This is a genomic window from Micromonospora sp. NPDC047756 (assembly GCF_055587245.1).
The window spans coordinates 768,548-789,227 of the sequence record NZ_JBVJGQ010000003.1; the positions used below are offsets into that span (position 1 = coordinate 768,548).

Sequence of the window (20,680 nt, forward strand, 5' to 3'; positions counted from 1 at the left end):
TCACCCCGAGATGGTCAGCCAGCTGCGAGATCAGCGATCCGGTCCGGATCGACTGTGGAGGTCCAGAGCCGGACATCGTCGACGACGCCGCCCAGCCGGGAGAACCGGGTACCGCTCACGTTTCCGTTGCATCCGACGAGGGTGGGGCCGCTCGCCATCCAGGGCGAGGAAGGGCCGTCCTGTTCGTCCTGCAGCACGCCGTCGACGTACAGACGGACCTTGCCCTTCGCCAGGTCGTAGACGCCGGCCAGGTGGGTCCACTTGCCGAGCTCCGGGGCCTGCTGCGATGCGGCGATGTGCCAGGTGGGAGTGCCACCGGACGCCGAGGGCATCCCGAAGTGCCAGCGGTTGGGCCCCGGGTTGTATCCGAAGAAGAAGCCGGGAGCGGCGGTGGCGATCTGCGTGACGACCGAGTGGTGGCCGGTCGTCTGGTCCAGCACAACCCATGCCGAGACCGTGAACGAGGCGTCAGTGCGAACCGTCGGTCCGGACGTTTCCGCGCAGGAGCCCTCGGCCAGTTCGAGCCCGAGCGCTCCGTCCCGACCAAAACCGCGATCGCGGGTCCACGCGTACGGGCCGGTGATGGTGAGGTTCCGGCCGTTGCCGGACCAGTCGGTCAGGTAGGTCGGCGTGTCGCTGGCCGGGCCGTCCAGGGGCCACATCCCCTCCAGCTTGACCGCCGGGTTGCCACCGTGCACGGCGGCCACCTCGGCAGCGGTCAGGGCTCCACGCCATGCCCGCACATCCGAGACCGCGCCGTTGATCCGATCCACCACCTTGCTGTCGTAGCGCCCACAGCCGATCGTCAACGGCCCGTTGGCCTGCCAGCCCGCGGCGTTGCGCGTCACGGATTCGGCGAGCGTCCCGTTGACGTACAGGCTCAGCCGTTTGCTGGTGGCGTCATACGTGCCTGCCAGATGCGTCCACTTACCGGAACTGCCGGCGGCACTGCCCTTGGCCGTCACCGAACCCGACGACACACTGCTCGTGTCCTTCATGACCATCGACCAGACCCGCGCGCCGTCGTTGGCCTGTCTGGTGCCCAGCAGGAAGCCACTGACCTGCTCGTTGTCCTGACCGAGCGCGGTCTGCGTACCGGCCGACACATCGGTCAGTCTGACCCACGTCGCGACGGTGAATGACTCATCGGTTCGTACCACCGGTCCGGCCGTGCCGAGGCACTGGTTGCCGTTCATCTGCGCCGCCGACTCCACCCGGCCGAACGGGTCGTCCGCCCAGTTCAGGTCCGCCGGGACAGTGGCGTCCCGGGCGAAGCCGGTCGAGTCGACACCGTCACCACGCAGCTGCCACCTACCGACCTGACCGGCGGGCAGTTCGGTGGCCGCCCGCGCGATCTGCGCCTCGGAGAGCAGGCCCTGCCAGACTCCGACGTGATCGACCGAGCCGGTCATGTGGTGGAACGTCGTGGACGCGCCACCGGCACAACCGAGCAGGAGCCGCGACTTGGCGTTCCACGGCGTGAAGGGGATGGCGTTCTCCGCCGCGAGCGCGCCGCCGACGTAGAGGCGGACGACCTTCGCCACGGGGTCGACGGTGGCGGCGACGTGCTGCCACACGCCAATGGCGGCAGCCGCCCCATCGGCCGTCGCGTACGTGACGGTGGAGCTGTCGGCGTTGGTCAGCGAGATCCGCCACCGATCGACGTCGGCGTTGTAACTCAGGACGAAGGCGGAAGCGACGGAACCGGTCTGAGCGACGATGGCCTTGTTGCCATTCTTCGAGGCCAGGTTCACCCAACCGGCGACGGTGTACTCGGCGTCGGTGCGCACCGCCGGCGACGCCTGAGCGCAGCCCGCGCTGCTGAAGGTCAACGCGGCGTTCGCGCTCCCCTTCCGGTCTGGTCCGTAGCCGACCCCGCTGCCGAGCACCAGGTCACGGCCCTCACCGGAGTCGTCGAGGCCGTCCCCGTCGAGCCGCCAGGCACCCTGGTTCTGCGCCTCGGTGATGCGGCCGGTGAAGAAGTTGAAGGCGGCCCTCGCGGAGTAGTTTCCGGCGTTGTCCTGCGCCCACACGTACACGACGGTGCGGCCGGCCTCCGGGGTGAACGTGATGGACGTCGTGCCCGTCGCAGCCACGAACGTCTGCCTTGCGTCGACGCCGATGCCGTGGGCGAACTGCTTCATCCCGGATCGCGCGTCGGACGAGGTGAAGCTGAGCGTCACCGGTTGCCCGACGGTCGGGGTCCCCGAGGTGCGCGTGACGATCGGGGTGGTGGGACCGGTGCGATCCACCCGGAAGTAGCACAGGCCGGTCCAGCCGGTGGGGTCGGTTTCGTCCGTCCCGCGTACCCGCCAGTTGTAGTCGCCCTCGGCAAGCGTGGGGGTGGCCCAGCCGCGCTCCCCGCCCGACGTGGTCCACGCGGAGAAGTGCTCCGCCGGGCTCGTCGGCCCGTTCAGGTCGAAGACGACCTTCACCGAGCCGTCGCCGTCGCTGGCCTTCCCGTACAGCGTCGGGGTGGCGACGTTGACCCACGGACCCGGCGACGTCTTGCTGCAGGTGCCGCCCGGAGCCGTACGAATCGCAACCGGAGATGTCGGCTTGTGCTGATAGCTCGCGACCATCTTCACGTTGCTCGGGTCGAACTTCGCCCAGCGGCCGCCGCTTTCGGTGCCCATCCGCAGACCGAACGTCATCGCCGACAGTCCGTCGTCGGCGTTGTCCTGGATCTTCTCCTTGATCGCCGCCGCGTTGAACGCCACCCAGTTGGCCGACTGGCCGCAACTGCTGCCGTTGGCTTTGACCGACTTTGTCTGCAGGGCGCCGCCGTGCATCCAGCGGCCCGCCATGCCGTCCCAGCTGTTTGTGTAGCTGGACAGGTTCCCCGTCTGCCAGAGGCCGACCGACTCGCCGTCGCAGTCACCCGAGTGCACGGCGTACGCGTCGACGCTGGCCGTCCCGGTGAGTCGCTTGCCGGCGAGAACCGTGGTGTCGAACTGGAAGTGCGACCGCCAGATGTCGCCATGGTTGTCCCAGTTGGATCCGACCCGCACGATCTCCCGGGGCCAGGCCGTTCCGGAGGTCCACGCCGTGCCGGCGTTCGAGTCGTTCACCGGTGCCCACCGGGACGGCTTCTTGTCGTAGGCGGGGTCGATGAAGATTGGAAAGTGGTCACTGGCCAGCAGTTCCGGAGCTGCGGCCACCGTCATCGTCGTGTCGTCGACCCGTACCGAGACCGGAGTGACAGCAGCGGTCTCCGCCGGGCCGCGGACGCTGGAACGCGCACCCGGCGCACGGGCGGCGCTCGACGAACCGAGCCCCGACCGCCGAGCCCCTGACTCCACCGGCGGCAGAGCCGAATCCCAGGCCAGCGCTGGCGGCGCGGCGGCGAGCACGCCGTCGGGACCGGAGATGACGACTCCCCCGCTCCCGGTTGCCACGTCGGCGGAGCCGCCCACGACGTACCGCGTCTCACGAACCGCCGGGTTCTTGGCGGCGGCTGGGGTCTTCACCACGAGCAGGTGGGCGAATCCCGACTTCTCGGCGCGGACGACCAGATCGACGTCGGGCAGGACGTTGGGGTAGGTGATCGTGTCCCGGTCGATGACGCCCGCCGGCAGCGGGCTCGGCCAGCCGAGCGAGAAGGTGGTGCCGGCGCCGGCCATGGTGGCGAACGGACCCGCTCCACCGGTCGAGAACACGACGTCGGCCGTCGACGCGACGGGGCGCACGAGGCCGTCGACCCCCACCGTCAGCGTCGTGTCGACCTGCCGCCAGGACCCGTTCCGCTTGGTCCAACGCGGCTCGGCCCACGCCTCGAAGGTGAAGTCACCGGACGGCTGGGCGAAGACCTTGGTCGTCTCCGTTGCCGCCGCGAGCACCTCGACGGACGTGTCACACGACTCTGCCAAGGCTTGGGCGGCGCGCTCCGACTCGGCCGTCGGCGACACCCTGACCGCACAGGAATCCGGCTGCTCCGCGGCGGCGCGATCAGCCTGCCAGACCACGTGAAGCAGGGACGCCAACAGTGCGCTCACCACAGTGGACGCACGCCAAACAGAACGAGTCGACGGCACTGCCAAACCCCCGTGAGGCAAAGTGATCAACGAATGTGCGGCACACGCTACAGAGGGTTCGACCCCAACACCATGGGTAAGAACGATCAATATCGGCCATCAATTGGCTTCACCGTACGGCCGTGGGGATGCATCGAAAATCGTCCAAGGACGGCGAAAATATGTGCGATGCGATGGACCGAAGGATGGCGAATCGACAGAAATTGAACGGTCGCCACCGGCCCATTCCCATTCCCGGCACTGTGAGATTGTCACCGGATGAGTGACGTGATCTTCCGGGTTGCGGACCGGGCGGACCTGCCCGCCGTCATCGCCCTGCTCGCCGACGACGTGCTGGGCAAGGCCCGCGACTTCACCGACGTCGACGAGGCATACGAGCGAGCGTTCGCGGACATCACCGCCGACCCGCGCAACGCGCTGATCGTCGCCGAGCAGGGCGGCGACCTCGTCGGCTGCCTCCAGATCACCTACATCCCCGGCCTCGGCCGGCACGGCGCCGAGCGGTCGCTGATCGAGTCGGTCCGGGTTCGCTCCGACCGGCGTGGTCAGGGTTTGGGCCGACAGCTGATGATCTGGGCCGTCAACCAGGCTCGCGAGCGTGGCTGCGCGCTGGTGCAGCTCACCACCGACAAGACCCGCGAGGACGCGCACCGCTTCTATCTGGGCCTCGGCTTCGTGGCCAGCCACGAGGGCATGAAGCTCGCGCTCTGACCCGCCGTCACGCCCGCCCGGCCTGGGGGCGAAAGTCGCCCCGACCGGGGGCACGTCCCCTGCCGCCTGGCCGGCCGGGCCACGCCCAGACGCGGCAGGGGAACTTCTTCGTCAGTACGAACGCTGTGGAGCTGATGTCGTAGACGAGTCACCCGTGGCGATTCGTTGACGACATCAGCTCCACAGCGAGCCGCGCAGGCCACTGCCCGGCAGGGTCGTGGACCAGGCAGCCGTCGCGCAGGCCACTGCCCAGCAGGGTCAGCCGTCGACCAGGCGGCCGTCGCGCAGGGCCAGCACCCGGTCGGCGAGGTCGATCAGGGCCGGGTCGTGCGTGGCCACCAGGGCCGTCATGCCGCGGGCGTGCACCACCGCGCGCAGCAGGTCCATGATGGACCGACCGGTTTCCGAGTCGAGCTGACCGGTGGGCTCGTCGGCGATGAGCAGGTCCGGCTCGTTGGCCAACGCGCGGGCCACCGCGACCCGCTGCTGCTGCCCGCCGGAGAGCTCGTACGGGCGCTGCGCGGCGTGCCCGCCCAGGCCAACCAGCTCCAGCAGCACCGCGACGCGCTCCTCCCGCTCCGCGGCCGGCACCTGGGCCAGCCGCAACGGCACGCCCACGTTCTCGGCGGCGGAGAGGATCGGCACCAGTCCGAAGGTCTGGAACACGAACCCGACAGTGCCCCGGCGCAACCGCAGCAGCTCCGCCTCCCCGGCCGAGGTCACCTCGTGCCCGGCCACCACCACCTGACCGCTGTCCGGCCGGTCCAGCCCGCCGATCAGGTTCAGGAGCGTGGTCTTGCCGGCCCCGGACCGACCCCGGATGGCGACCAGCTCGCCCCGGTTGGCGCTGAACGACACGTCCCGCACGGCGTGCACGGCGTGCTCGCCCCGACCGAAGGTCCGGCTCACCCCACTGACCCGGACCACCTCGCCGGGGTGCTCCCCGGACGCGCCGCCGAACCCGGCCGCGCCGGTCACCACCATGTTCTGTCGGCTCATGCCCCTGCCCCCCGCCCGTCCGAGGCCCGGTCGCCGGGCCGTACCTGCACATGGTCCGGCTCCAGGTCGAGCCGGACCCGCTCCTTCAGCGAGAGCGCGTCGACGAACGCCGCCGGCAACTGCATCCGACCGTTGCGGTCCAGCACCGCGTACTCCTCGCTGACCAGCTCGGTGTTGCCGTCCGCGTCGATCCGCGCGGTCCGGCGTACCTCGGAGGCGGTCCGGCCGTCGCGGATCGCGACGGTCCGACGGACCTGCGTGGCCACGGCGTGGTCGTGGGTGACGACCACGATGGTCACGCCCAGTTCCGCGTTGATGGTGCGCAGCGCCGCGAAGACCTCCGCGCCGGTCGCCTCGTCCAACTCACCGGTCGGCTCGTCGGCGAAGAGCACCTCCGGGTCGTTGGCCACCGCCACCGCCACCGCGACCCGCTGCTGCTCGCCACCGCTGAGCTGCCCGGGGCGCCGGTCGGCGCAGTAGCCGACACCGACCAGGTCGAGCAGTTCCCGGGCCCGCTCCCGGCGGGCCCTGCTGCTGCGCTTGCCGGCCAACTGCATCGGCAGCTCGACGTTCTCCAGGGCGTTGAGGTACGGCAGCAGGTTGCGGCCGGTCTGCTGCCAGACGAACCCGACCAGCTGCCGGCGGTAGCTCAGCCGTCGCTTCGCGGAGAGCGAGAGCAGGTCGTAGTCGGCCACCCGGGCGATGCCGGCGGTCGGGGTGTCCAGGCCGGAGAGGATGTTGAGCAGGGTCGACTTGCCCGAACCGGAGGCACCGACGATCGCCACCAGCTCACCCCGGTCGATGACCAGGTCGAGCCCCTGCAGGGCGACCACCTCCACCCCCTCGGTCTTGAAGATGCGCACCAGGCCGTCGCAGACGATGTGCCCGCGAAGGCGGTCCTGCCCGCCGGCCCGCTCGGCGGCGCGAAGTGCCGCCCGCTGTTGCAGGGCTGCCAGGTCAGGCACCAGTGGAGTCTGGGCGGTAGCGGTCATCTCAGCTCTCCTCTCCGAGCCGAAGCACCTCTCCGAGGCGCAACCGGCGGTTGTTCAGGGCCTCGACGGCGACCGCGAAGCCGAGGGCGACCGCCCCGAGCGCGAGCACCGCGGCGACCAGGCTGGGCTCGAAAGCCACCCGGACCGGCACACCACTGGTGAACGCGGACAGGCCGAGCACCGGGTTGAGCAGCAGGGGCAGTACCGCACCGACCAGCGCGCCGGTCAGCACCGACACCGCGACCAGCGGGGTCAACTCGACGAGCAGCAGCCCTCGCCACTGCCGGCGGGACAGGCCGAGGGTACGCAGCCGGGACAGCACCTGACCCCGGGCGCGCGCTCCGGCCAGCACGGTGAACGCGATGGCCAACAGCCCGAGCACGGTGCCGCCGACGGCCCCGGCCACGAAGCCGAAGGCCAGCACGCCGTTCGCGCCGCCCTCGCCAAGGTCCCGGCGTACGTCCGCCCGGGTGTCGACGGTGACCCCGATCAGCCGTTCCTTACCGGTGACCGCGCCGTCCCGCTGGTAACGCTCCTGCCCCTCGTCGCCGGCGACCCGCAGGGCCTCGGCGTCGAGCGAGTTCCCGGCGATCAGCAGGCTGGTCGGCACGGGTGTGGTGTTCCGCGTCGGCAGGGCCTGCCAGGGCAGGATCACGAAGCGGTTGGCGTTCGCCGCCAGCATCGGGAACCCGTCGGCGGTGCCGGCCACCCGGAACTCGTACCGCTGGCCCTGCACCGAGATGAAGGCGGAGTCGTCCAGCCCGGCCTTGGCCAGGTCGGCGGCGACCGCCGGTGAGACGATCGCCGGCAGCGGCCCCGGACCGGGAGCGGCGGTGCGCAGCGCGGCCGGAACCGACAGGTCCACCTGCGATTCGCGGGCCACCTTGTCCAACCCCGAGCCGTCGACGAGCAGCACGTCCGTCTGCCCGATGAAGGCGTCGGTGCCGACCTCGTCGGACGCCAACCGCTCATCGTCCTCGTACAGCACCCGGGTGACGGCCCGGACCCCCGGCAGGCGGCCCAGCTCGTCGATGGTGTCGGGCGCGAAGCGCTCCCCGCGGATCACCGCGTCGGCGGGCACGATCTGCGCGGCGGCCCGTTCCCGGCTGGCGTCGACGCCGGCGGCCACCACCGCGCAGAACGCCGCGGTGCCGATGGCCAACACCACCACGACCAGCGGGGCGGCGACCGCCGAGCGTCCGGCTCGGGCCGTGCCGAGGAAGGCCACGCTGCCCCGGGTCCGCGCGGCAAGCCGACTGACCAGCAACAACGGCCAGGGGTACGCGCGCAGCGCCAGCACCGCCGCCGCGACCGCCAGGAGCACCGGCACCGACACAAGCAGCGGGTCCACCTCGCCGAGGGTCAGGCCACGCCGACGCAGCAGCACCGCCGCGAGCCCGGCCAGAAGCAGCAGGGAGACCTCGGCGGTGAGCCGACGGGCCGACGGGCGCACCCGGATCAGGTCCCGGCGCGCCGCACCGCCGGCCGGTACGGCCAGTGTCGCCACCGGCAGCGCGAGCGTCACCAGCACGGTCACCGCGATGACGTACGGCGTGGTCGGGTCCGGGGCACCGGGGACCAGGGTGCCCAGCCACCAGCCCAGCACGGCGGCGATCGGGACCACCAGCACCGATTCGGCGAGGCTGCGCCGGGCGCCAGCGGTGGCTCCGCCGCCACGGGCGCGCAGCAACGCGAACTCCGAGCGACGCCGTCTGGTGGCGAGACTGGCCGCGAGCACGATGAGCCCCGCCAGGGTGGCCAGGACGCCGGCCGCGATCACCGCGAGCAGCGTCCGGACGGCGTTGATCTGGGCGGCGAACGCGCGCAACGGAACGTCGACGCCCTGGGTCAACGTGACCTCCGCTGGCTGGTTGCGCTGCATCACCTGCAAGCCGTCAATCAGCTCGTCCAGCTTCTGTGCGTCGATCCGGTCGACGCCCAGTCGGTACCGCCACGTGGACTGGATCGGCCAGCCCGCCGCGGCCCGCTTGTTGAAGACCGACTGCGCGACGACGCCGAACAGAATGAACGGCATGCCGTCCCCGGGCGGTTCGATGATCTGCAGCAGCTGTGGCAGCCCGTCCCAGATGCCATTCGCGCGGTCGACGGGGCGGAACAGCCCGGACACCACCAGCGGGGCGGCGTCGACGAGTCTGCCCTTGTCGTCGGCGCGGCCGATGCGCAGTTGACTGCCGGCGCGCAAATTGAGCTTGCGGGCCACGTCGACGTCGAGCGCCACCTCGATCGGTCGGTCGGGAACGTAGGTCTCGCTCGGCCAAGCCCCCTCGACGAGGGTGCTCGCGCCCTGGATGTCGGGCATGGCCCGCAGGCCCATGTCGACCAGCAGGTTGCGGGCCGCCAGGTCCGGCCCGACCACGCGGGCCTCCGCGGTCTCGACGCTGTACCACCGCTCGGTCACTGCCGAACGCACCGGCGGCGGCATCTCCGCGGCGAGGGCGTCGAACTGCTCGGCGGCGTTGCCCATCGCCGTCCGCCGAGACGTCGCGGGCTCCAGTCTGGTGGTGTACGAGATGTCCCGGCGGGCGGCCGGCTCGCTGGTGAGCTGTGCTCGCAGCCCCTGTTCGGCGAGCCGGTTGACCAGCCGGGGCACGCCACTGATCAACAGCGTGACCACCAGGGTCAGCACCGCCAGCAGCAGGAACTGCCCCCCGTACGCCCGGACCCGCCGGACGGCCGCCCCGACGCTCATCGTTCTCCCCCGATTCGCAGCTGAACCGCCGCCACCCGCTGACGGATGCCTGCGGCGATGAACGCGCTGAAGGCGAGCGCCGCCAGCAGCAGACCGACCGCGGTCAGGCCGATCGGCACCCAGGGCAGCACGAACGCCGCCGGGGGTGTCGGCCGACCGGCGGCCGGGGTGAGGATGACCAGTGGGGCCATCGTCGCGCCGACCGCGGTGCCGAGTAACAACCCGACGCCCACGCCGATGCCGGCGAGGAACGTCTGCTCGGCCAGCAGCGCCCGGGCCATCAGCCGAGGCGTGGCGCCGAGGGTGTGCAGGACGGCGAACTCGCCGAGCCGACGCCGGGCGGTGGCCCACACGTCCACCACCAGGCCGACGAGGGCGAGGAGCACCGCGCCGAGCGCGGCGGCGAGCATGCCGGTTCGGGAGCCGCGCCAGTACGGGTCGTCGGCGGCCGCCTCGATGGCCGCCTCCCGGTTGAGCACCGTGACGCCCGGGAGCGCGCTGACCGCCTGGGCGGCGGCGTTCGCGTCGGCGGCGCCGACCCACCATTCCGGAACGGGTCGCACCGCGCCGCTGCTCCGGATCATCGCGTCGACCGCAGCCGGCAGGTCCAACAGCACGCCGGCAGCGGTGCTGGTCGTCGGCACGGCGCTCAGCTCGCCGACCAGGTGCACCGGCATCGTCACCCCGGGGAGCGTGAGGTCGACGGTGTCGCCGACGTTCAGGCTCAGGGCTTCGCGTACCTGGGGGGTCATCAGCACCGGCGCGGGCCTGCTCTCCCCGCCCGCCACCACGGCGAACCGGGTGGGCGGCTGGTACGCGAACTGCCCGCCGGGAATCACCTCCACGGAGTGGACGGCGGCGAAGCCGGCGGCGGTGGTCCGCACCGGCGTGGACTCCACACCGGGGGCGGCCAGCATCCAGTCGCCGCTCAGGTCGGCGGGTCGGCTCGTGCCGTCGGCGTCGACCACCGCCAACCCGTCCAACTGGAGTCGGTAGGCGTTGCCGGCCGCCAGCCCACCGTCGGCTTCGAACCCGGCCAGCCGCAGCCGCGCTCCACCCACGTCGGGCAGTCGCACGGAGAACCGGGTGGCCCGGCCGTCACCGTCGGCGTTGGCCGCCGGCAGCCGCAGGGCGAGCCCGTCGGAGCTGGTGACCAGGAGCGTCACCGCGACCTTCACCGACCGGGCGGCGCTGCTCACCGGGGTACGGACCGTGCCGGTGATCGCCCGCGCCCCGGCGGGCAGTTCGACACCGGCGGGCGTCCCGCGCTCGTCGATCATGCGCTGGTACTGCTCCGACACCGATCCGTCGCCGAGGCGGTCGGCCAGCCGGACGACGCCTGGGGCGGTGGCCGGGTCGACCCCGATCACCGTCACCGGCAGGTTCTCCCGTCCGACCCGGATCTCGTCCCGCCACACCGGCAGCGCCCGGTCCACGCTCGGTAGCGCGGCGAGTTCACCGGCCCGGGTCGGTGGGGCGCCCCCGGTCCGTTCGGTCACCCGGAGGTCGGCGCCGACCGAGTGGCCAGCCTGCTCGACCTGGGACCGCTCGCCGGTGCTGATCAGCGACCAGGCCAGGGTGCTACCGCCGACGGCGAGGGCGAGCAGCAGCACCGGGCCGGCGTGCGGACGCCGTCCGGCCTGCCACATGCCGAACATGGTGGCGGTCCAGGGACGTCGGTCGACGAACCGCTCCGCGAACCGGGTGAGCGGCGGGAGCACCCGCAACGCCAGCACGGCACCGGCCAGCACGCCGAGCGTCGGGGCGGCGACCAGCAGCGGGTCGAGTCCGAGCTGTCCACCCGAGCCGGCCAGCGGGGAGGCGTACCGGCGTAGCTGCACCCAGGCGAGCACGGCGAGCGCCACGAGCACCAGGTCGACGCTGGCGCGTTGGACGCTCGCGGCCCGGTTCGGTCGGGATCGGGCCGCCATGTCGGCGACGTACGTCCCGGCGCCACGCAGCGTCGGAAGGACCATGGCGACGAGGCAGCCGGCCGCGGTAGCCGCTGCCGCCGCCCAGACCAGGGTGGCGTTGCCGCCGGCGGTATAGAGATCACCCGACCCGCCGGGTCGGATGTACCGCAACGCCTCACCGGCGATCAGCGGACCGAGCACGGCGGCCGGGGCGATCACCAGGGTCGCCTCGCGGGCGGCCAGGCCGGCCAACTGCCGACGGGCGGCGCCGCGGGCGCGCAGCAGCGCGGTCTGTGGGCGGCGGTCCTCGTGCAGCAGCGCGGCGACCAGCACCAGCGCGTACCCGGCGAGCACCAGGATGAGCAGCAGCGGGGTGGCCAGCGACGAGCGACCCACCAGGTCGGCGCGGCCGATCCGGTCCAGCAACTGCGGCATCTTGGTCACCGTCTGCCCGGAGCTGCCCAGTTGGGCGGCCTCGGGCACTGCGGTGACCGCCTCGGCGAGGGCTTTCCGAACGGCGGGCAGGTCGGCGGTGTCAACGGCGCCGAGGTCCGGTTGGGCCAGCCAGGACGCCGACACCGAGCCGGGGAAGGTGGCCGCGAAGTCGGCCGGGTCGAGCGTGAACGGTCCGTACGAGGTGCCGGAACCGGCGCTGCCCGCCCCCACACCGGGAGCCAGCAACCAGTACGCGTCCGCCGGGTCGCGGGGCCGCCAGGTGCCGGCGAGCACCAACTCCCCGCGTCGTTCGGTGGCCCGGTCGCGCACCGGGACGCGGTCGCCGACGGTCAGGCCGAGTGCGCCGGCGACCCGCTCGGGCAGGCTCACCTGGACGGGGTTCGCTCCGGGGCTGGACCAGGCTCCGCTGGTCAGCTCGGCGTGGTTGGCGAGGTCGGCGAACGTGGCCAGATTCGCGAAGACCGGTTCGTCGGCCGTCCGCGGGATCTGCCCGAGGTCGCCGGTCAGTTCCCGGCCGGTGCCGTAACGGGCGGCGGTGACGCTGACCGGGACGCCGCCGAGCCCGCCGGCGAACTCGGCTCGGACCGCCTTGTCCCGGGTTGCGAACTCGGCCGCGTCCCGCCCACCCGAGCCGCTGACCAGAAGGCCGCGCTCCTCGGCGGGCGAGGCGGCGACCAGTGCCCGCTGCCCGGCGTCCACCGCTCGACGGTTGTAGTCGGACAGCCCCGTGACCAACGCGACGGCGACGAGGGCAGCGATCACCGCCGCGACGAGCAACCCTCGTGCCTCGCGGGCCCGCCTCCACACCAGCTTCATCCGACGCCTCCCCTGGCCCTGGCGGGCCGACGACCATCAAGACAGGCCACCTACCGGGAAAGGTTCGCGCCCGTTACATGATCGTTATTACGGAGAGAGTTGTCGGGTGGGACGGCTAGTTGCGGCCTCGACGGTTGCGGATGCCGAAGACCACCGCGCAGAGCACCAGCATGACGCCGATGAGCTGCAGTCCCGGGGAGTCGTCGGCCCCGCCCAGCACCACGACGGTGATGCCGAGCGCCACCGAGAGGACGACGCCGACGATCAGGACGTACCTCATGGGGTTTCCTCCTCGACCCACTCCAGCAGGTCTCCGGGTTGGCAGTCGAGCACCCGGCACATCGCTTCGAGGGTGCTGAAGCGGACCGCCTTGGCGCGGCCGTTCTTCAGCACCGCGACGTTGGCGGGGGTGAGCCCGACGCGCTCGGCGAACTCTCCGACGCTCATCTTCCGCTTGGCCAACTCCACGTCGATGCGGACGACGATGGGCATCAGATCACCGCTTCCATGTCGGTCCGCAGGGTGGTGGCCTGCCGCAACAGCGCCCGCATCACCACCATGAGGAGCCCCAGCACGCTGACGCCCACTGTCAGCAGGAACAGCAGCAGCGGCAGCCCCGGGTCGTCCGCGTTGAACCCGACCCAGAGGAAGACCGCCACCAGCACCACCCAGGCGGCGGCGATGGACCAGACGATCGCGTCCACCCACTTGAGGGACGCCTCGGTGAAGATGCGGTCGTTCTTGACCAGGCTGAGCAGCTGCCAGGTCGCGACGATGATCACCTGGACGCAGAGCACCCAGAAGACCGTCACGGCGGTCGCCGGCCACCTGAGGTGGGCGTCCTGCGGCGACTGCTCGGCCATGTACCTGAACTGCCCGGGCAGCGAGAGGGTCTGGAACACCACCAGGACCCCGAACAGCACCACGAGGAAAACTCGGAGAGCGGCAACCGCTCGATGCTCTTTAACCATGCATCGAGTTTCGCTCGTTACCTATCGAAAGTCAATCGGTTGTCTCGGTCACGGCAGCGTCGGCTCGGGTGCCGGCTTCGCCTTCTGGGGGTAGAACGTCTCGTGACGGGCCAGCATGGCGACGAATTCACCGATCTTGCGCTCGCGGGTCTCGGCCCGTTTGACGGCGTTGAGACGATGGATCAGAGCGAACCGGTTGGCCTTGGTGAGCACGTCGAGCATGGCCTGGGCGGCGGGCTCGGCGGCGATGGCGGCCAACAGGTCGGCCGGCACCTCCGCCTCGGACGGCGGGGCGTAGGCGGCCGCCCACCGCCCATCCGCCTTCGCGGCGTCCACCGCGGCGCGGCCCGCCGCCAACATCAGCCCCTGCTCCTCCAGCCGGGCAACGTTGGCGACGTTGCGTTGGGACCAGACACTGCGGGGCCGACGTGGGGTGAACCGGATCCAGGACGACTCCTCATCCCGCTTGCGACCCTGCCCGTCGATCCAGCCGACGCAGAGAGCCTCGTCGACCGCCTGCTGCCAGGTCACCGTCGTGACCGTGCCGCCCTTCCTGGTCAGGGCGAGCCAGACACCGGGGGACGTGGCGTGGTTGGCCGACAACCACACGCGCAGGGCGTCGGCGTCCGCGACGATCAGCTCATCCAGCTCGGCGCTCGTCATGCGGGCAAGCTATCCGCCGGGTCTGACAGCCGGTGACCTCCGTGGGACTCGATCAACGCGTCCACGACGGCCGCGGCGTCGGCGTCCGCCACGTCCGACGGGTACTCCGGCAGCAGGTCGTCCCAGGCGATCAGCCACGACCCGAACAACTGAGCCTGCCCCTCGGGCCGAGCGAAGAACCAGACGTGCAGGTGAGCCCCGCCATCCCCGAAGCGGTAGACGTGCGCCCGCGAGACGTGCGGCAGCGCTCGGATGTGGCGAACGATCCGGGTGCTCAACAGCCCAAGTTCGGCAGCCAGCGCGTCAGGGAGATCCTCCATGTCGTGGTGATCGAGCGGCAACAGCATGAGCAGAAGCGGGACGCCCACACCCGGGATTCGGATCAACCGCCAACGCTCGTTGAACCAGATTCCCTCGTCCCGGTTGCGGCAGGTATCGCAGTCCGCCGGGTCCTCGCCGTGCCGTGCCGGCTCCGGCAGCACCGGAGGCCGTAGCGGCGACACTCGAAGTCCGTCCGACTCGAACGGACTGATCTCCCACCCGGTCATCCGCGCCCGGGGAAGGCGGCGCTCCTCGTCCGCGGCGGCGACCGCGCGGTTGTAGAACTCGTCCGGTCGTAAGGCCATGCGGCACAGACTAGTACGACAAGATCCACAATGGTCGACGGCAGATCGTCACCGAGCGGCAGACCGCCGAAGGCCCACCCCACAACCCAGCAGCTTTCCCGCCTGGTCGATGCCGTTCCGCCTACGTTCGTCGGTGGTAGTGGTTGCGGCGCGGGAGTTGGTCGGGGTCGAGCCAGGCCGGCGGCACGAACTCCGGGTGGCCGTCGTCCCCCAGCCGAACCACCCAGTCGGCCTGGTGCACGTGCCGGTGATGGTGGCCGCAGAGCAGCACCGCGTTGTCGAGGCTGGTCGGGCCGCCGTCGGCCCAGTGCCGGATGTGGTGCGCGGCGCACCAGCGCGCCGGCCGGTCGCAGCCGGGGAAGGCGCAGCCGCCGTCGCGCAACACCAGTGCCCGTCGCAGCGGCCCCGTGATCAGGCGGCGTTGCCGGCCCACGTCGAGGACCTGGCCCGCGCCGCCGAGCACGGCGGGCAGGACGGCGGCGTCGCAGGCGAGCCGGCGCACCGTGTCGGGGGTGAGCCGCAGACCGACGTCGAGGGTGCCGGCGCCCAACTGCCGCGTCAGCCCGTCGTAGTCGGTGCTGACGACAATCTGGGCCGGGTCACCGCCGTTCTCGGGCAGCTCACCGGCACGAAGTGCCAGCCGGCACACGTCCGCGAGGGCGTCGTGGCGACGTTGCCCGGCGCAGCGGTTGTCGTCGGGCCCGACGGGTGCGCTGAGCGGGTCGATGACGGCACGCAGCAGCGCGGCGGCCTCCGCGTCGAGCGTGCCGCTGAGCCGGAGCCGCCCGCCGACCTGTTCGGAGACGGTGATGTGTCGGTCGCGGTCAGCCCGGGCGGCCTCGGCGGCCAGCGCCGCCGCAGCGGCGGCGTCGGCAAGGTCGGGGGCGACGTGGTCGAGAATCCGGGTGCCCATCCGACGCAGCAGGCTGGGGTCGAACTGCGCCGCCCACTCGACCAGCACGCCGACCGCCTTGTCGGCCACCTCGACGCCCGCCGACGCCGACACCGTGGCGGCCGTGTCGGCGATGACCCGGGCCTGCTCCACGCTGACCGCGCCGCTCGCCAGAGCGTCGCGCGCGGCGGGCGGAGCCACGTCGAGCGAGGCGGCGAGACCGACCAGCCGACGCGCTGCGGCGACGTCGAGGCGCAGGCGGTGGCGCAACCACACAGCCGTCGAGGACGCGCCCTGCGCGACAGCGGTGCCCCGACCGTCCAACTCGCGGACCGCCGCCAACTGCACCGCCGCCAGCCGCTGCTGCAACCGGTGCGTGGCATCGAGCACCGCGATCAGATCGTGCTCGGCGAGGGCCCAGGCCGAGGCGTCGGCGCAGGCCGCCACCGCACCCTCCGCCCGCGCCAACTCATCGATCACAGGCAAACTCTAGAACAGGTGTACGACAACAAGCGGCCGCACGAAGCGCCCTGGGCGACCCAATCAGGCCCGGGTCAGCCCTCGGCCAACTCCGGCCGGTGCTCCCGGATCCAGGCCACCACGTCCGACCTCCGCCAGACCTTGCCCTGGACCAGGTCGGCCACGGGTTCCGGGAAGTTCCGATGGCTGGTGATCACATAAACGCGCTGCTTGCTGATGCCACCGAGCATCGCGCGAATCTCCGCAGCGCCCACCAGATCCATATGCCGGACGGTAAACAGATGACCCGACTCCTTGACCCGGGGCAACTTACCGGTCACCGTAAAGGGCATGTCTACGTCGAGTGGGGAGCCGCCTGGAGACGGGCCGCTGCGCAACCAGCATCCGGTGCACCAGCACCTGCCGCGCCGGCCCACGTGGCTCTGTCGGGTGTGCGCCGCCGCCTGGCCGTGCCCACTCGCTCGGATGTTGCTGCGGGTGCAGTACGGGACGGATCGGGTGGGGTTGTCGATCTACCTGGCGAGCCAGTTGTTCGACGCGACGGCCGACCTCTACCAGCTCAACCCCGAGCCGGGACCCGACCCACGGGAGCTGTTCGAGAGGTTCCTGGCGTGGACGGCCCTGCCACCGCCGTGAGGCGGCGGGGCGGTCACGGACCGTCGGGGGTGCGCTTGGCGCGGCTGGGCTGCACCCGCTTGGGTTCGCCGGGCATCTTCGGGTGGTCCGGCGGGTACGGCAGGTCGCCCTGGCCGGCGGCGGCGTCGCGCTCGGCCCACTCCAGCAGCGGGGTGATGTCCCACGGTGCGTCGTCGATCCCGGCGTGCGGGTCACCCCGCTCGGCGAGCCGGGTCGGCACGGTGCGCAGGTCGAAGTCGTCCGGGTCGACGTCGGGCAGCTCGTCCCAGGTGACCGGGGTGGAGACGGTGGCCCGCGCGTTGGCCCGCAGCGAGTACGCGCAGGCGATCGTGCGGTCGCGCGCCATCTGGTTGAAGTCGACGAAGACCCGGGTGCCGCGCTCCTCCTTCCACCAGGCCGTGGTGACCAGGTCGGGGTTGCGGCGTTCCACCTCCCTGGCCAGCGCGATGGTGGCCCGGCGCACCTCGGTGAACGTCCAGCGGGGTTGGATGCGCAGGTAGACGTGCACGCCCCGACCGCCGGAGGTCTTCGGCCAGCCGGTCGCGCCCAGCTCGTCGAGGAGCGCGCGGACCTCGCCGGCGGCCCGGGCGGCGTCGGCGAAGTCGGTGCCGGGCTGCGGGTCCAGGTCGATGCGCAGCTCGTCGGGGCGGTCGACGTCGGCGGCCCGCACGGGCCACGGGTGGAAGACGATCGTGCCCATCTGCGCCGCCCAGGCCACGTGCGCCAGGTCGGCCGGGCAGAGCTCCGCGGCGCTCCGACCGCTCGGGAAGGTGATCTGCGCGGTCGTCACCCAGGGCGGCACGCCCCGGGTGGGCACCCGCTTCTGGAAGAAGGCCTCGCCCTCGATGCCCTCGGGGAAGCGTTGCAGGGTGGTCGGCCGGTCCCGCAGGGCGCGCATGATCCCGTCGCCGACCGCGAGGTAGTAGTGGAAGACGTCCGCCTTGGTGAACCCCCGCTGCGGGAAGATCACCCGGTCCGGACTGCTCAACCGGACGGTGTGCCCGGCTACTTCGATCTCGGCGGCCGCAGCCTTGGTGCCACCCATCCCGCGACCTTATGCCACGCCCCCGACGTTCGACGTACCGTTGACGGGTGAGTCTTGACGACAACGAGCTGCCCCGTACCGACGAAGAGTGGCGGGTCCGACTGACCCCCGAGGAGTTCCACGTTCTCCGGGAGGCCGGCACCGAACGCCCGTGGACGGGCGAGTACGTGGACACGAAGACCCAGGGGGTCTACCACTGCCGCGCCTGCGGGCTGGAGCTGTTCTCCAGCGACACGAAGTTCGACTCGCACTGCGGTTGGCCGAGCTTCGACGACGCCATCCCGGGCCGGGTCAAGGAGATCGAGGACCGCAGCCTCGGCATGGCCCGTACGGAGATCCGCTGCGCCCGCTGCGACAGTCACCTCGGGCACGTCTTCCACGGCGAGGGCTTCACCCCGAAGGACACCCGGCACTGCGTCAACTCGGTCTCCATCAAGCTGGAACCCCGCTGAGCGAGGAGCCGCTCAGGGCGTACCCCTGAGCAGTTCGACCTCGGCGGTCCGGGACTGCTCGATCCGGCGGGCCAGGTCGCGGACCTGCTCGTTGCGGCCGACACCGACCTGGGACCGGGCCAGGTCGGCGGCCCATCGCTGGTGCTCGGCGAGCACCTCGCGCAGCACGCGGTCGACGTCCGCGTCCGGCGCGGTGCGCAGCCGGTCGAGCGCGGCGTCGTCGCCGTGCCCGTCGTGGTGGTGTGCGGCCGCGCTGGCGCCCGGCCCGGTCGTGGGCAGCCAGCCGCGCATGGCGGCCAGTTCGTCGGCCTCGGTCGCCTCGACGGCGGCGGCCAGGGTGCGCAGCGCGTCGTCGCGTACCCGGTCCCGGGCCAGCCGGACGATCTGCAGGGTGCGTTCGCTGTGCCCGACCATCGTGCTCAGGAACACCACGTCGATCCCGCTCATCGAGTCCGCCTCGATCGGGGACCCGGCACCCGCGGACCCGGCCGCCGCCGAGCCGGCCGGGGACGCGGGTGCCGGCTGCGGCAGGGTCGACGGGCTCGACGTGGTCGGTCCGGCGCAGGCTGCGGTGAGCAGCAGGGCCGCGACGAGAAAGACCAGCGGGGTACGGCGGGGCATGCCGGTTGCCTCCGTTCACGCGAGAGCGGCGACACGGGTGCGGCCAGGGGCCGCACCCGTGCGGTCAGACCTGGAGCCAGAGCGCCGGTACGTTCGGCGGCTCCCAGCCCGGGATCGCGGTGTGCGGCTGCCGGCAGCGGTACGTCGCCCCGCCGTAGGTGACCTGGTCGCCGACCTGGTACGCCCGGCCCGACGCCCACGTGCCGCCCTGGGCGGGCGGATTGGTCGGGGTGGGGGTCGGGGTGGGCCGTGGGGTGGCGGTCGGGCTCGGGGTCGGGGTCGGGGTCGACCCGCCGCCACCGATCTGCACGTCGATGCAGGAGTAGAAGGCGTTCGCCGTGTCGGAGATGTTCCACACGGCGAGGATCTTCTGCCGGCCGGAGAAGCCGCCGAGGTTGACGTTGTGCGACACCGTGGCGCCCGGCTGCTGGTTGTTGCCGTTGACCACGCCGACGCGGGTGTTGCCGATCCAGTACTCCCAGTTGCTGGTGGCGTGCCGGGCGGTGTTCACCCAGGTGAAGGTCAGCGAGCTGCCCACCGAGGTGGCCGGCCAGCCCCGGCTGTCGTCGTTGAGGACGGCGAACTGGGAGATTCCGGCATTGCAGCTGCGCAGGCCCTTGGGCCCTTCGACGCTCTGCGGCTCGTACTTGATCTGCCCGCAGTCGGGCACCCGGCCCTGCGCGCAGAGCGCCTGCCGGCTCGGTGGGGCGGAGACGTAGCCGTGCGCCTGCGCGGGGGCGGCGACGGTGAGGGTGGCGGCGACGGCGCCCGCCGCCACCAGCGGGACGGTGATTGTTCGACGCATCGGGGCAGCTCCTTCTTCGGGTGCGGTGAGGTGCCCCTCAAAGTAATTTAAACATTGTTAACAGTAAAGACTCTCATCGATAAATGCATCGATGGTGGCAGTTTTCTTCTCAGAGTCGGAGCAGGCTGCCCCCGTCGTCGACCTCGTCGGCCGACTCGTCGTCCAACCAGACGCCGCCGGTGCCGAGGTAGCGGAACCGGTACTCCCCCGGCGGCAGCTTCACCGTCACCGTCCGGGTGCCGTCGCGGCGGGTCACCAACTCGTGTCGACCGGGCTGCCAGCCGTTGAACGAGCCGACGACGCTCACCGGGCCGGGCGGGACGTCGCGGGGCAGACAGAAGGTGACCCGGGTCTGGTTGCCGAAGAGCCTGTTGCGCTTGATCACGGTGATCCTCCGGGGTTGCGGCGGTTCACCAGGCCCAACGGGCAACACGCCGACGCCGACACGCCGCGGTCGCGGTCGGGCGTGGACGTTCCGCCCCTGCACCGGTGCCACCTGGAGGATTCTGTACGCACTTGTCCATGTAACGGGGGTTTTCGGTGGCAACCTGCGAGGTCTGCGGCAACGACTACTGGATGGCGTTCGAGGTGCACACCGTCAGTGGCGACGTGCACACCTTCGACTCGTTCGAGTGCGCGATCCACCGCATGGCTCCGATCTGCGAGCACTGCCAGGTCAAGATCTCCGGGCACGGCGTCGAGGTCAACGGCCGCTTCTTCTGCTGCGCACACTGCGCCCGCGCCGTCGAGGGAGCGGTGGGCGCGGAGATCCGCGACGCCGTCGGCGCCCGTCCGGCCTGACCGCGCCCGCCCGGCCGCCGCCACCCACGTGGCACCGGACCGGGCGGGATCCCGGTG

Annotated in this window: 20 protein-coding genes; 4 read left to right on the forward strand and 16 right to left on the reverse strand. The window is 71.7% G+C overall.

All coding sequences use genetic code 11. The features are described 5' to 3' along the window. Window positions 1–14: 14 nt before the first annotated feature. Window positions 15–3,995: a LamG domain-containing protein gene (locus tag ACZ6NZ_RS12860; protein ID WP_465858363.1), complete on the reverse strand. Its 3,981-nt coding sequence runs from the start codon at window positions 3,993–3,995 to the stop codon at window positions 15–17. Window positions 3,996–4,292: 297 nt separating this feature from the next. Between ACZ6NZ_RS12860 and ACZ6NZ_RS12865 the strand changes: the two genes are divergently transcribed. Beyond that, window positions 4,293–4,745, forward strand: coding sequence for a GNAT family N-acetyltransferase (locus tag ACZ6NZ_RS12865; RefSeq protein ID WP_465858364.1), 453 nt, complete (start codon window positions 4,293–4,295; stop codon window positions 4,743–4,745). Window positions 4,746–5,003: 258 nt separating this feature from the next. On the opposite strand, the gene ACZ6NZ_RS12870 is transcribed toward ACZ6NZ_RS12865, so the two are convergent. From ACZ6NZ_RS12870 to ACZ6NZ_RS12920, 11 genes are all read right to left on the reverse strand, one after another. After that, window positions 5,004–5,729, reverse strand: a complete 726-nt coding sequence (locus ACZ6NZ_RS12870) for an ABC transporter ATP-binding protein (protein WP_465858428.1) — start codon at window positions 5,727–5,729, stop codon at window positions 5,004–5,006. Window positions 5,730–5,740: 11 nt separating this feature from the next. Then, a complete protein-coding gene (locus ACZ6NZ_RS12875; RefSeq protein ID WP_366607201.1) occupies window positions 5,741–6,736 on the reverse strand; it encodes an ABC transporter ATP-binding protein in 996 nt (331 codons plus the stop codon). A gap of 1 nt (window position 6,737) precedes the next feature. Beyond that, on the reverse strand, window positions 6,738–9,446 hold the full coding sequence (locus ACZ6NZ_RS12880) for an FtsX-like permease family protein (protein WP_465858365.1): 2,709 nt from the start codon (window positions 9,444–9,446) through the stop codon (window positions 6,738–6,740). Continuing rightward, on the reverse strand, window positions 9,443–12,631 hold the full coding sequence (locus ACZ6NZ_RS12885; protein WP_465858366.1) for an FtsX-like permease family protein: 3,189 nt from the start codon (window positions 12,629–12,631) through the stop codon (window positions 9,443–9,445). Before ACZ6NZ_RS12885 ends, ACZ6NZ_RS12880 begins: the two co-directional genes overlap by 4 nt. A gap of 115 nt (window positions 12,632–12,746) precedes the next feature. Beyond that, complete coding sequence (locus ACZ6NZ_RS12890; RefSeq protein WP_366607196.1) at window positions 12,747–12,911, reverse strand: hypothetical protein; 165 nt, start codon at window positions 12,909–12,911, stop codon at window positions 12,747–12,749. Beyond that, complete coding sequence (locus tag ACZ6NZ_RS12895) at window positions 12,908–13,123, reverse strand: helix-turn-helix domain-containing protein (protein ID WP_030336216.1); 216 nt, start codon at window positions 13,121–13,123, stop codon at window positions 12,908–12,910. Before ACZ6NZ_RS12895 ends, ACZ6NZ_RS12890 begins: the two co-directional genes overlap by 4 nt. Further along, window positions 13,123–13,602 (reverse strand): DUF2975 domain-containing protein, encoded by a 480-nt coding sequence (locus tag ACZ6NZ_RS12900; protein WP_465858367.1) that lies wholly within the window; start codon window positions 13,600–13,602, stop codon window positions 13,123–13,125. The genes ACZ6NZ_RS12895 and ACZ6NZ_RS12900 overlap by 1 nt, the downstream gene beginning before the upstream one ends. 48 nt (window positions 13,603–13,650) lie before the next feature. Next, window positions 13,651–14,265 (reverse strand): YdeI/OmpD-associated family protein, encoded by a 615-nt coding sequence (locus tag ACZ6NZ_RS12905; protein WP_465858368.1) that lies wholly within the window; start codon window positions 14,263–14,265, stop codon window positions 13,651–13,653. Further along, window positions 14,262–14,891 (reverse strand): hypothetical protein, encoded by a 630-nt coding sequence (locus ACZ6NZ_RS12910; protein ID WP_465858369.1) that lies wholly within the window; start codon window positions 14,889–14,891, stop codon window positions 14,262–14,264. Before ACZ6NZ_RS12910 ends, ACZ6NZ_RS12905 begins: the two co-directional genes overlap by 4 nt. 121 nt (window positions 14,892–15,012) lie before the next feature. Further along, window positions 15,013–16,263 (reverse strand): HNH endonuclease signature motif containing protein, encoded by a 1,251-nt coding sequence (locus ACZ6NZ_RS12915; RefSeq protein ID WP_465858370.1) that lies wholly within the window; start codon window positions 16,261–16,263, stop codon window positions 15,013–15,015. 74 nt (window positions 16,264–16,337) lie between these two features. Continuing rightward, on the reverse strand, window positions 16,338–16,526 hold the full coding sequence (locus ACZ6NZ_RS12920; protein ID WP_357221000.1) for a hypothetical protein: 189 nt from the start codon (window positions 16,524–16,526) through the stop codon (window positions 16,338–16,340). A 67-nt stretch (window positions 16,527–16,593) separates the two neighbouring features. Between ACZ6NZ_RS12920 and ACZ6NZ_RS12925 the strand changes: the two genes are divergently transcribed. Then, a complete protein-coding gene (locus tag ACZ6NZ_RS12925) occupies window positions 16,594–16,899 on the forward strand; it encodes a hypothetical protein (RefSeq protein ID WP_465858371.1) in 306 nt (101 codons plus the stop codon). Between the two features lie 13 nt (window positions 16,900–16,912). On the opposite strand, the gene ligD is transcribed toward ACZ6NZ_RS12925, so the two are convergent. Further along, window positions 16,913–17,944 carry a non-homologous end-joining DNA ligase gene (ligD, locus tag ACZ6NZ_RS12930; RefSeq protein WP_465858372.1) on the reverse strand — a complete coding sequence of 344 codons (1,032 nt, stop codon included), beginning with the start codon at window positions 17,942–17,944 and terminating at the stop codon, window positions 16,913–16,915. Window positions 17,945–17,991: 47 nt separating this feature from the next. On the opposite strand from ligD, the gene msrB reads away from it, so the two are divergent. Continuing rightward, entirely contained in the window at window positions 17,992–18,396 is a 405-nt protein-coding gene (gene msrB / locus ACZ6NZ_RS12935; protein ID WP_030336225.1) for a peptide-methionine (R)-S-oxide reductase MsrB, read from the forward strand. Window positions 18,397–18,408: 12 nt separating this feature from the next. Here the strand turns inward: msrB and ACZ6NZ_RS12940 are convergent, their stop codons facing one another. The 3 genes from ACZ6NZ_RS12940 to ACZ6NZ_RS12950 all read right to left on the reverse strand — a co-directional run bounded on the left by ACZ6NZ_RS12940 (window position 18,409) and on the right by ACZ6NZ_RS12950 (window position 20,207). After that, entirely contained in the window at window positions 18,409–19,017 is a 609-nt protein-coding gene (locus ACZ6NZ_RS12940; RefSeq protein WP_366607183.1) for a DUF305 domain-containing protein, read from the reverse strand. A gap of 64 nt (window positions 19,018–19,081) precedes the next feature. Further along, entirely contained in the window at window positions 19,082–19,822 is a 741-nt protein-coding gene (locus tag ACZ6NZ_RS12945) for a lytic polysaccharide monooxygenase (RefSeq protein WP_465858373.1), read from the reverse strand. 109 nt (window positions 19,823–19,931) lie between these two features. Next, entirely contained in the window at window positions 19,932–20,207 is a 276-nt protein-coding gene (locus ACZ6NZ_RS12950; protein ID WP_465858374.1) for an isoamylase early set domain-containing protein, read from the reverse strand. A gap of 155 nt (window positions 20,208–20,362) precedes the next feature. Here ACZ6NZ_RS12950 and ACZ6NZ_RS12955 point away from each other — a divergent pair, with 155 nt between their 5' ends. Further along, complete coding sequence (locus ACZ6NZ_RS12955) at window positions 20,363–20,623, forward strand: Prokaryotic metallothionein (protein WP_355009369.1); 261 nt, start codon at window positions 20,363–20,365, stop codon at window positions 20,621–20,623. Window positions 20,624–20,680 lie beyond the last annotated feature (57 nt).

What these genes read in the sequence shown, in the direction of transcription:
- ACZ6NZ_RS12875 (WP_366607201.1), bottom strand. Translation starts at nt 6,736, where the DNA reads ATGACCGCTACCGCCCAGACTCCACTGGTGCCTGACCTGGCAGCCCTG.
- ACZ6NZ_RS12890 (WP_366607196.1), bottom strand. Translation starts at nt 12,911, where the DNA reads ATGAGGTACGTCCTGATCGTCGGCGTCGTCCTCTCGGTGGCGCTCGGC.
- ACZ6NZ_RS12920 (WP_357221000.1), bottom strand. Translation starts at nt 16,526, where the DNA reads ATGGATCTGGTGGGCGCTGCGGAGATTCGCGCGATGCTCGGTGGCATC.
- ACZ6NZ_RS12900 (WP_465858367.1), bottom strand. Translation starts at nt 13,602, where the DNA reads ATGGTTAAAGAGCATCGAGCGGTTGCCGCTCTCCGAGTTTTCCTCGTG.
- ligD (WP_465858372.1), bottom strand. Translation starts at nt 17,944, where the DNA reads ATGGGTGGCACCAAGGCTGCGGCCGCCGAGATCGAAGTAGCCGGGCAC.
- ACZ6NZ_RS12895 (WP_030336216.1), bottom strand. Translation starts at nt 13,123, where the DNA reads ATGCCCATCGTCGTCCGCATCGACGTGGAGTTGGCCAAGCGGAAGATG.
- ACZ6NZ_RS12880 (WP_465858365.1), bottom strand. Translation starts at nt 9,446, where the DNA reads ATGAGCGTCGGGGCGGCCGTCCGGCGGGTCCGGGCGTACGGGGGGCAG.
- ACZ6NZ_RS12905 (WP_465858368.1), bottom strand. Translation starts at nt 14,265, where the DNA reads ATGACGAGCGCCGAGCTGGATGAGCTGATCGTCGCGGACGCCGACGCC.
- ACZ6NZ_RS12925 (WP_465858371.1), top strand. Translation starts at nt 16,594, where the DNA reads ATGTCTACGTCGAGTGGGGAGCCGCCTGGAGACGGGCCGCTGCGCAAC.
- ACZ6NZ_RS12870 (WP_465858428.1), bottom strand. Translation starts at nt 5,729, where the DNA reads ATGGTGGTGACCGGCGCGGCCGGGTTCGGCGGCGCGTCCGGGGAGCAC.
- ACZ6NZ_RS12940 (WP_366607183.1), bottom strand. Translation starts at nt 19,017, where the DNA reads ATGCCCCGCCGTACCCCGCTGGTCTTTCTCGTCGCGGCCCTGCTGCTC.
- ACZ6NZ_RS12885 (WP_465858366.1), bottom strand. Translation starts at nt 12,631, where the DNA reads ATGAAGCTGGTGTGGAGGCGGGCCCGCGAGGCACGAGGGTTGCTCGTC.
- ACZ6NZ_RS12865 (WP_465858364.1), top strand. Translation starts at nt 4,293, where the DNA reads ATGAGTGACGTGATCTTCCGGGTTGCGGACCGGGCGGACCTGCCCGCC.
- ACZ6NZ_RS12945 (WP_465858373.1), bottom strand. Translation starts at nt 19,822, where the DNA reads ATGCGTCGAACAATCACCGTCCCGCTGGTGGCGGCGGGCGCCGTCGCC.
- ACZ6NZ_RS12910 (WP_465858369.1), bottom strand. Translation starts at nt 14,891, where the DNA reads ATGGCCTTACGACCGGACGAGTTCTACAACCGCGCGGTCGCCGCCGCG.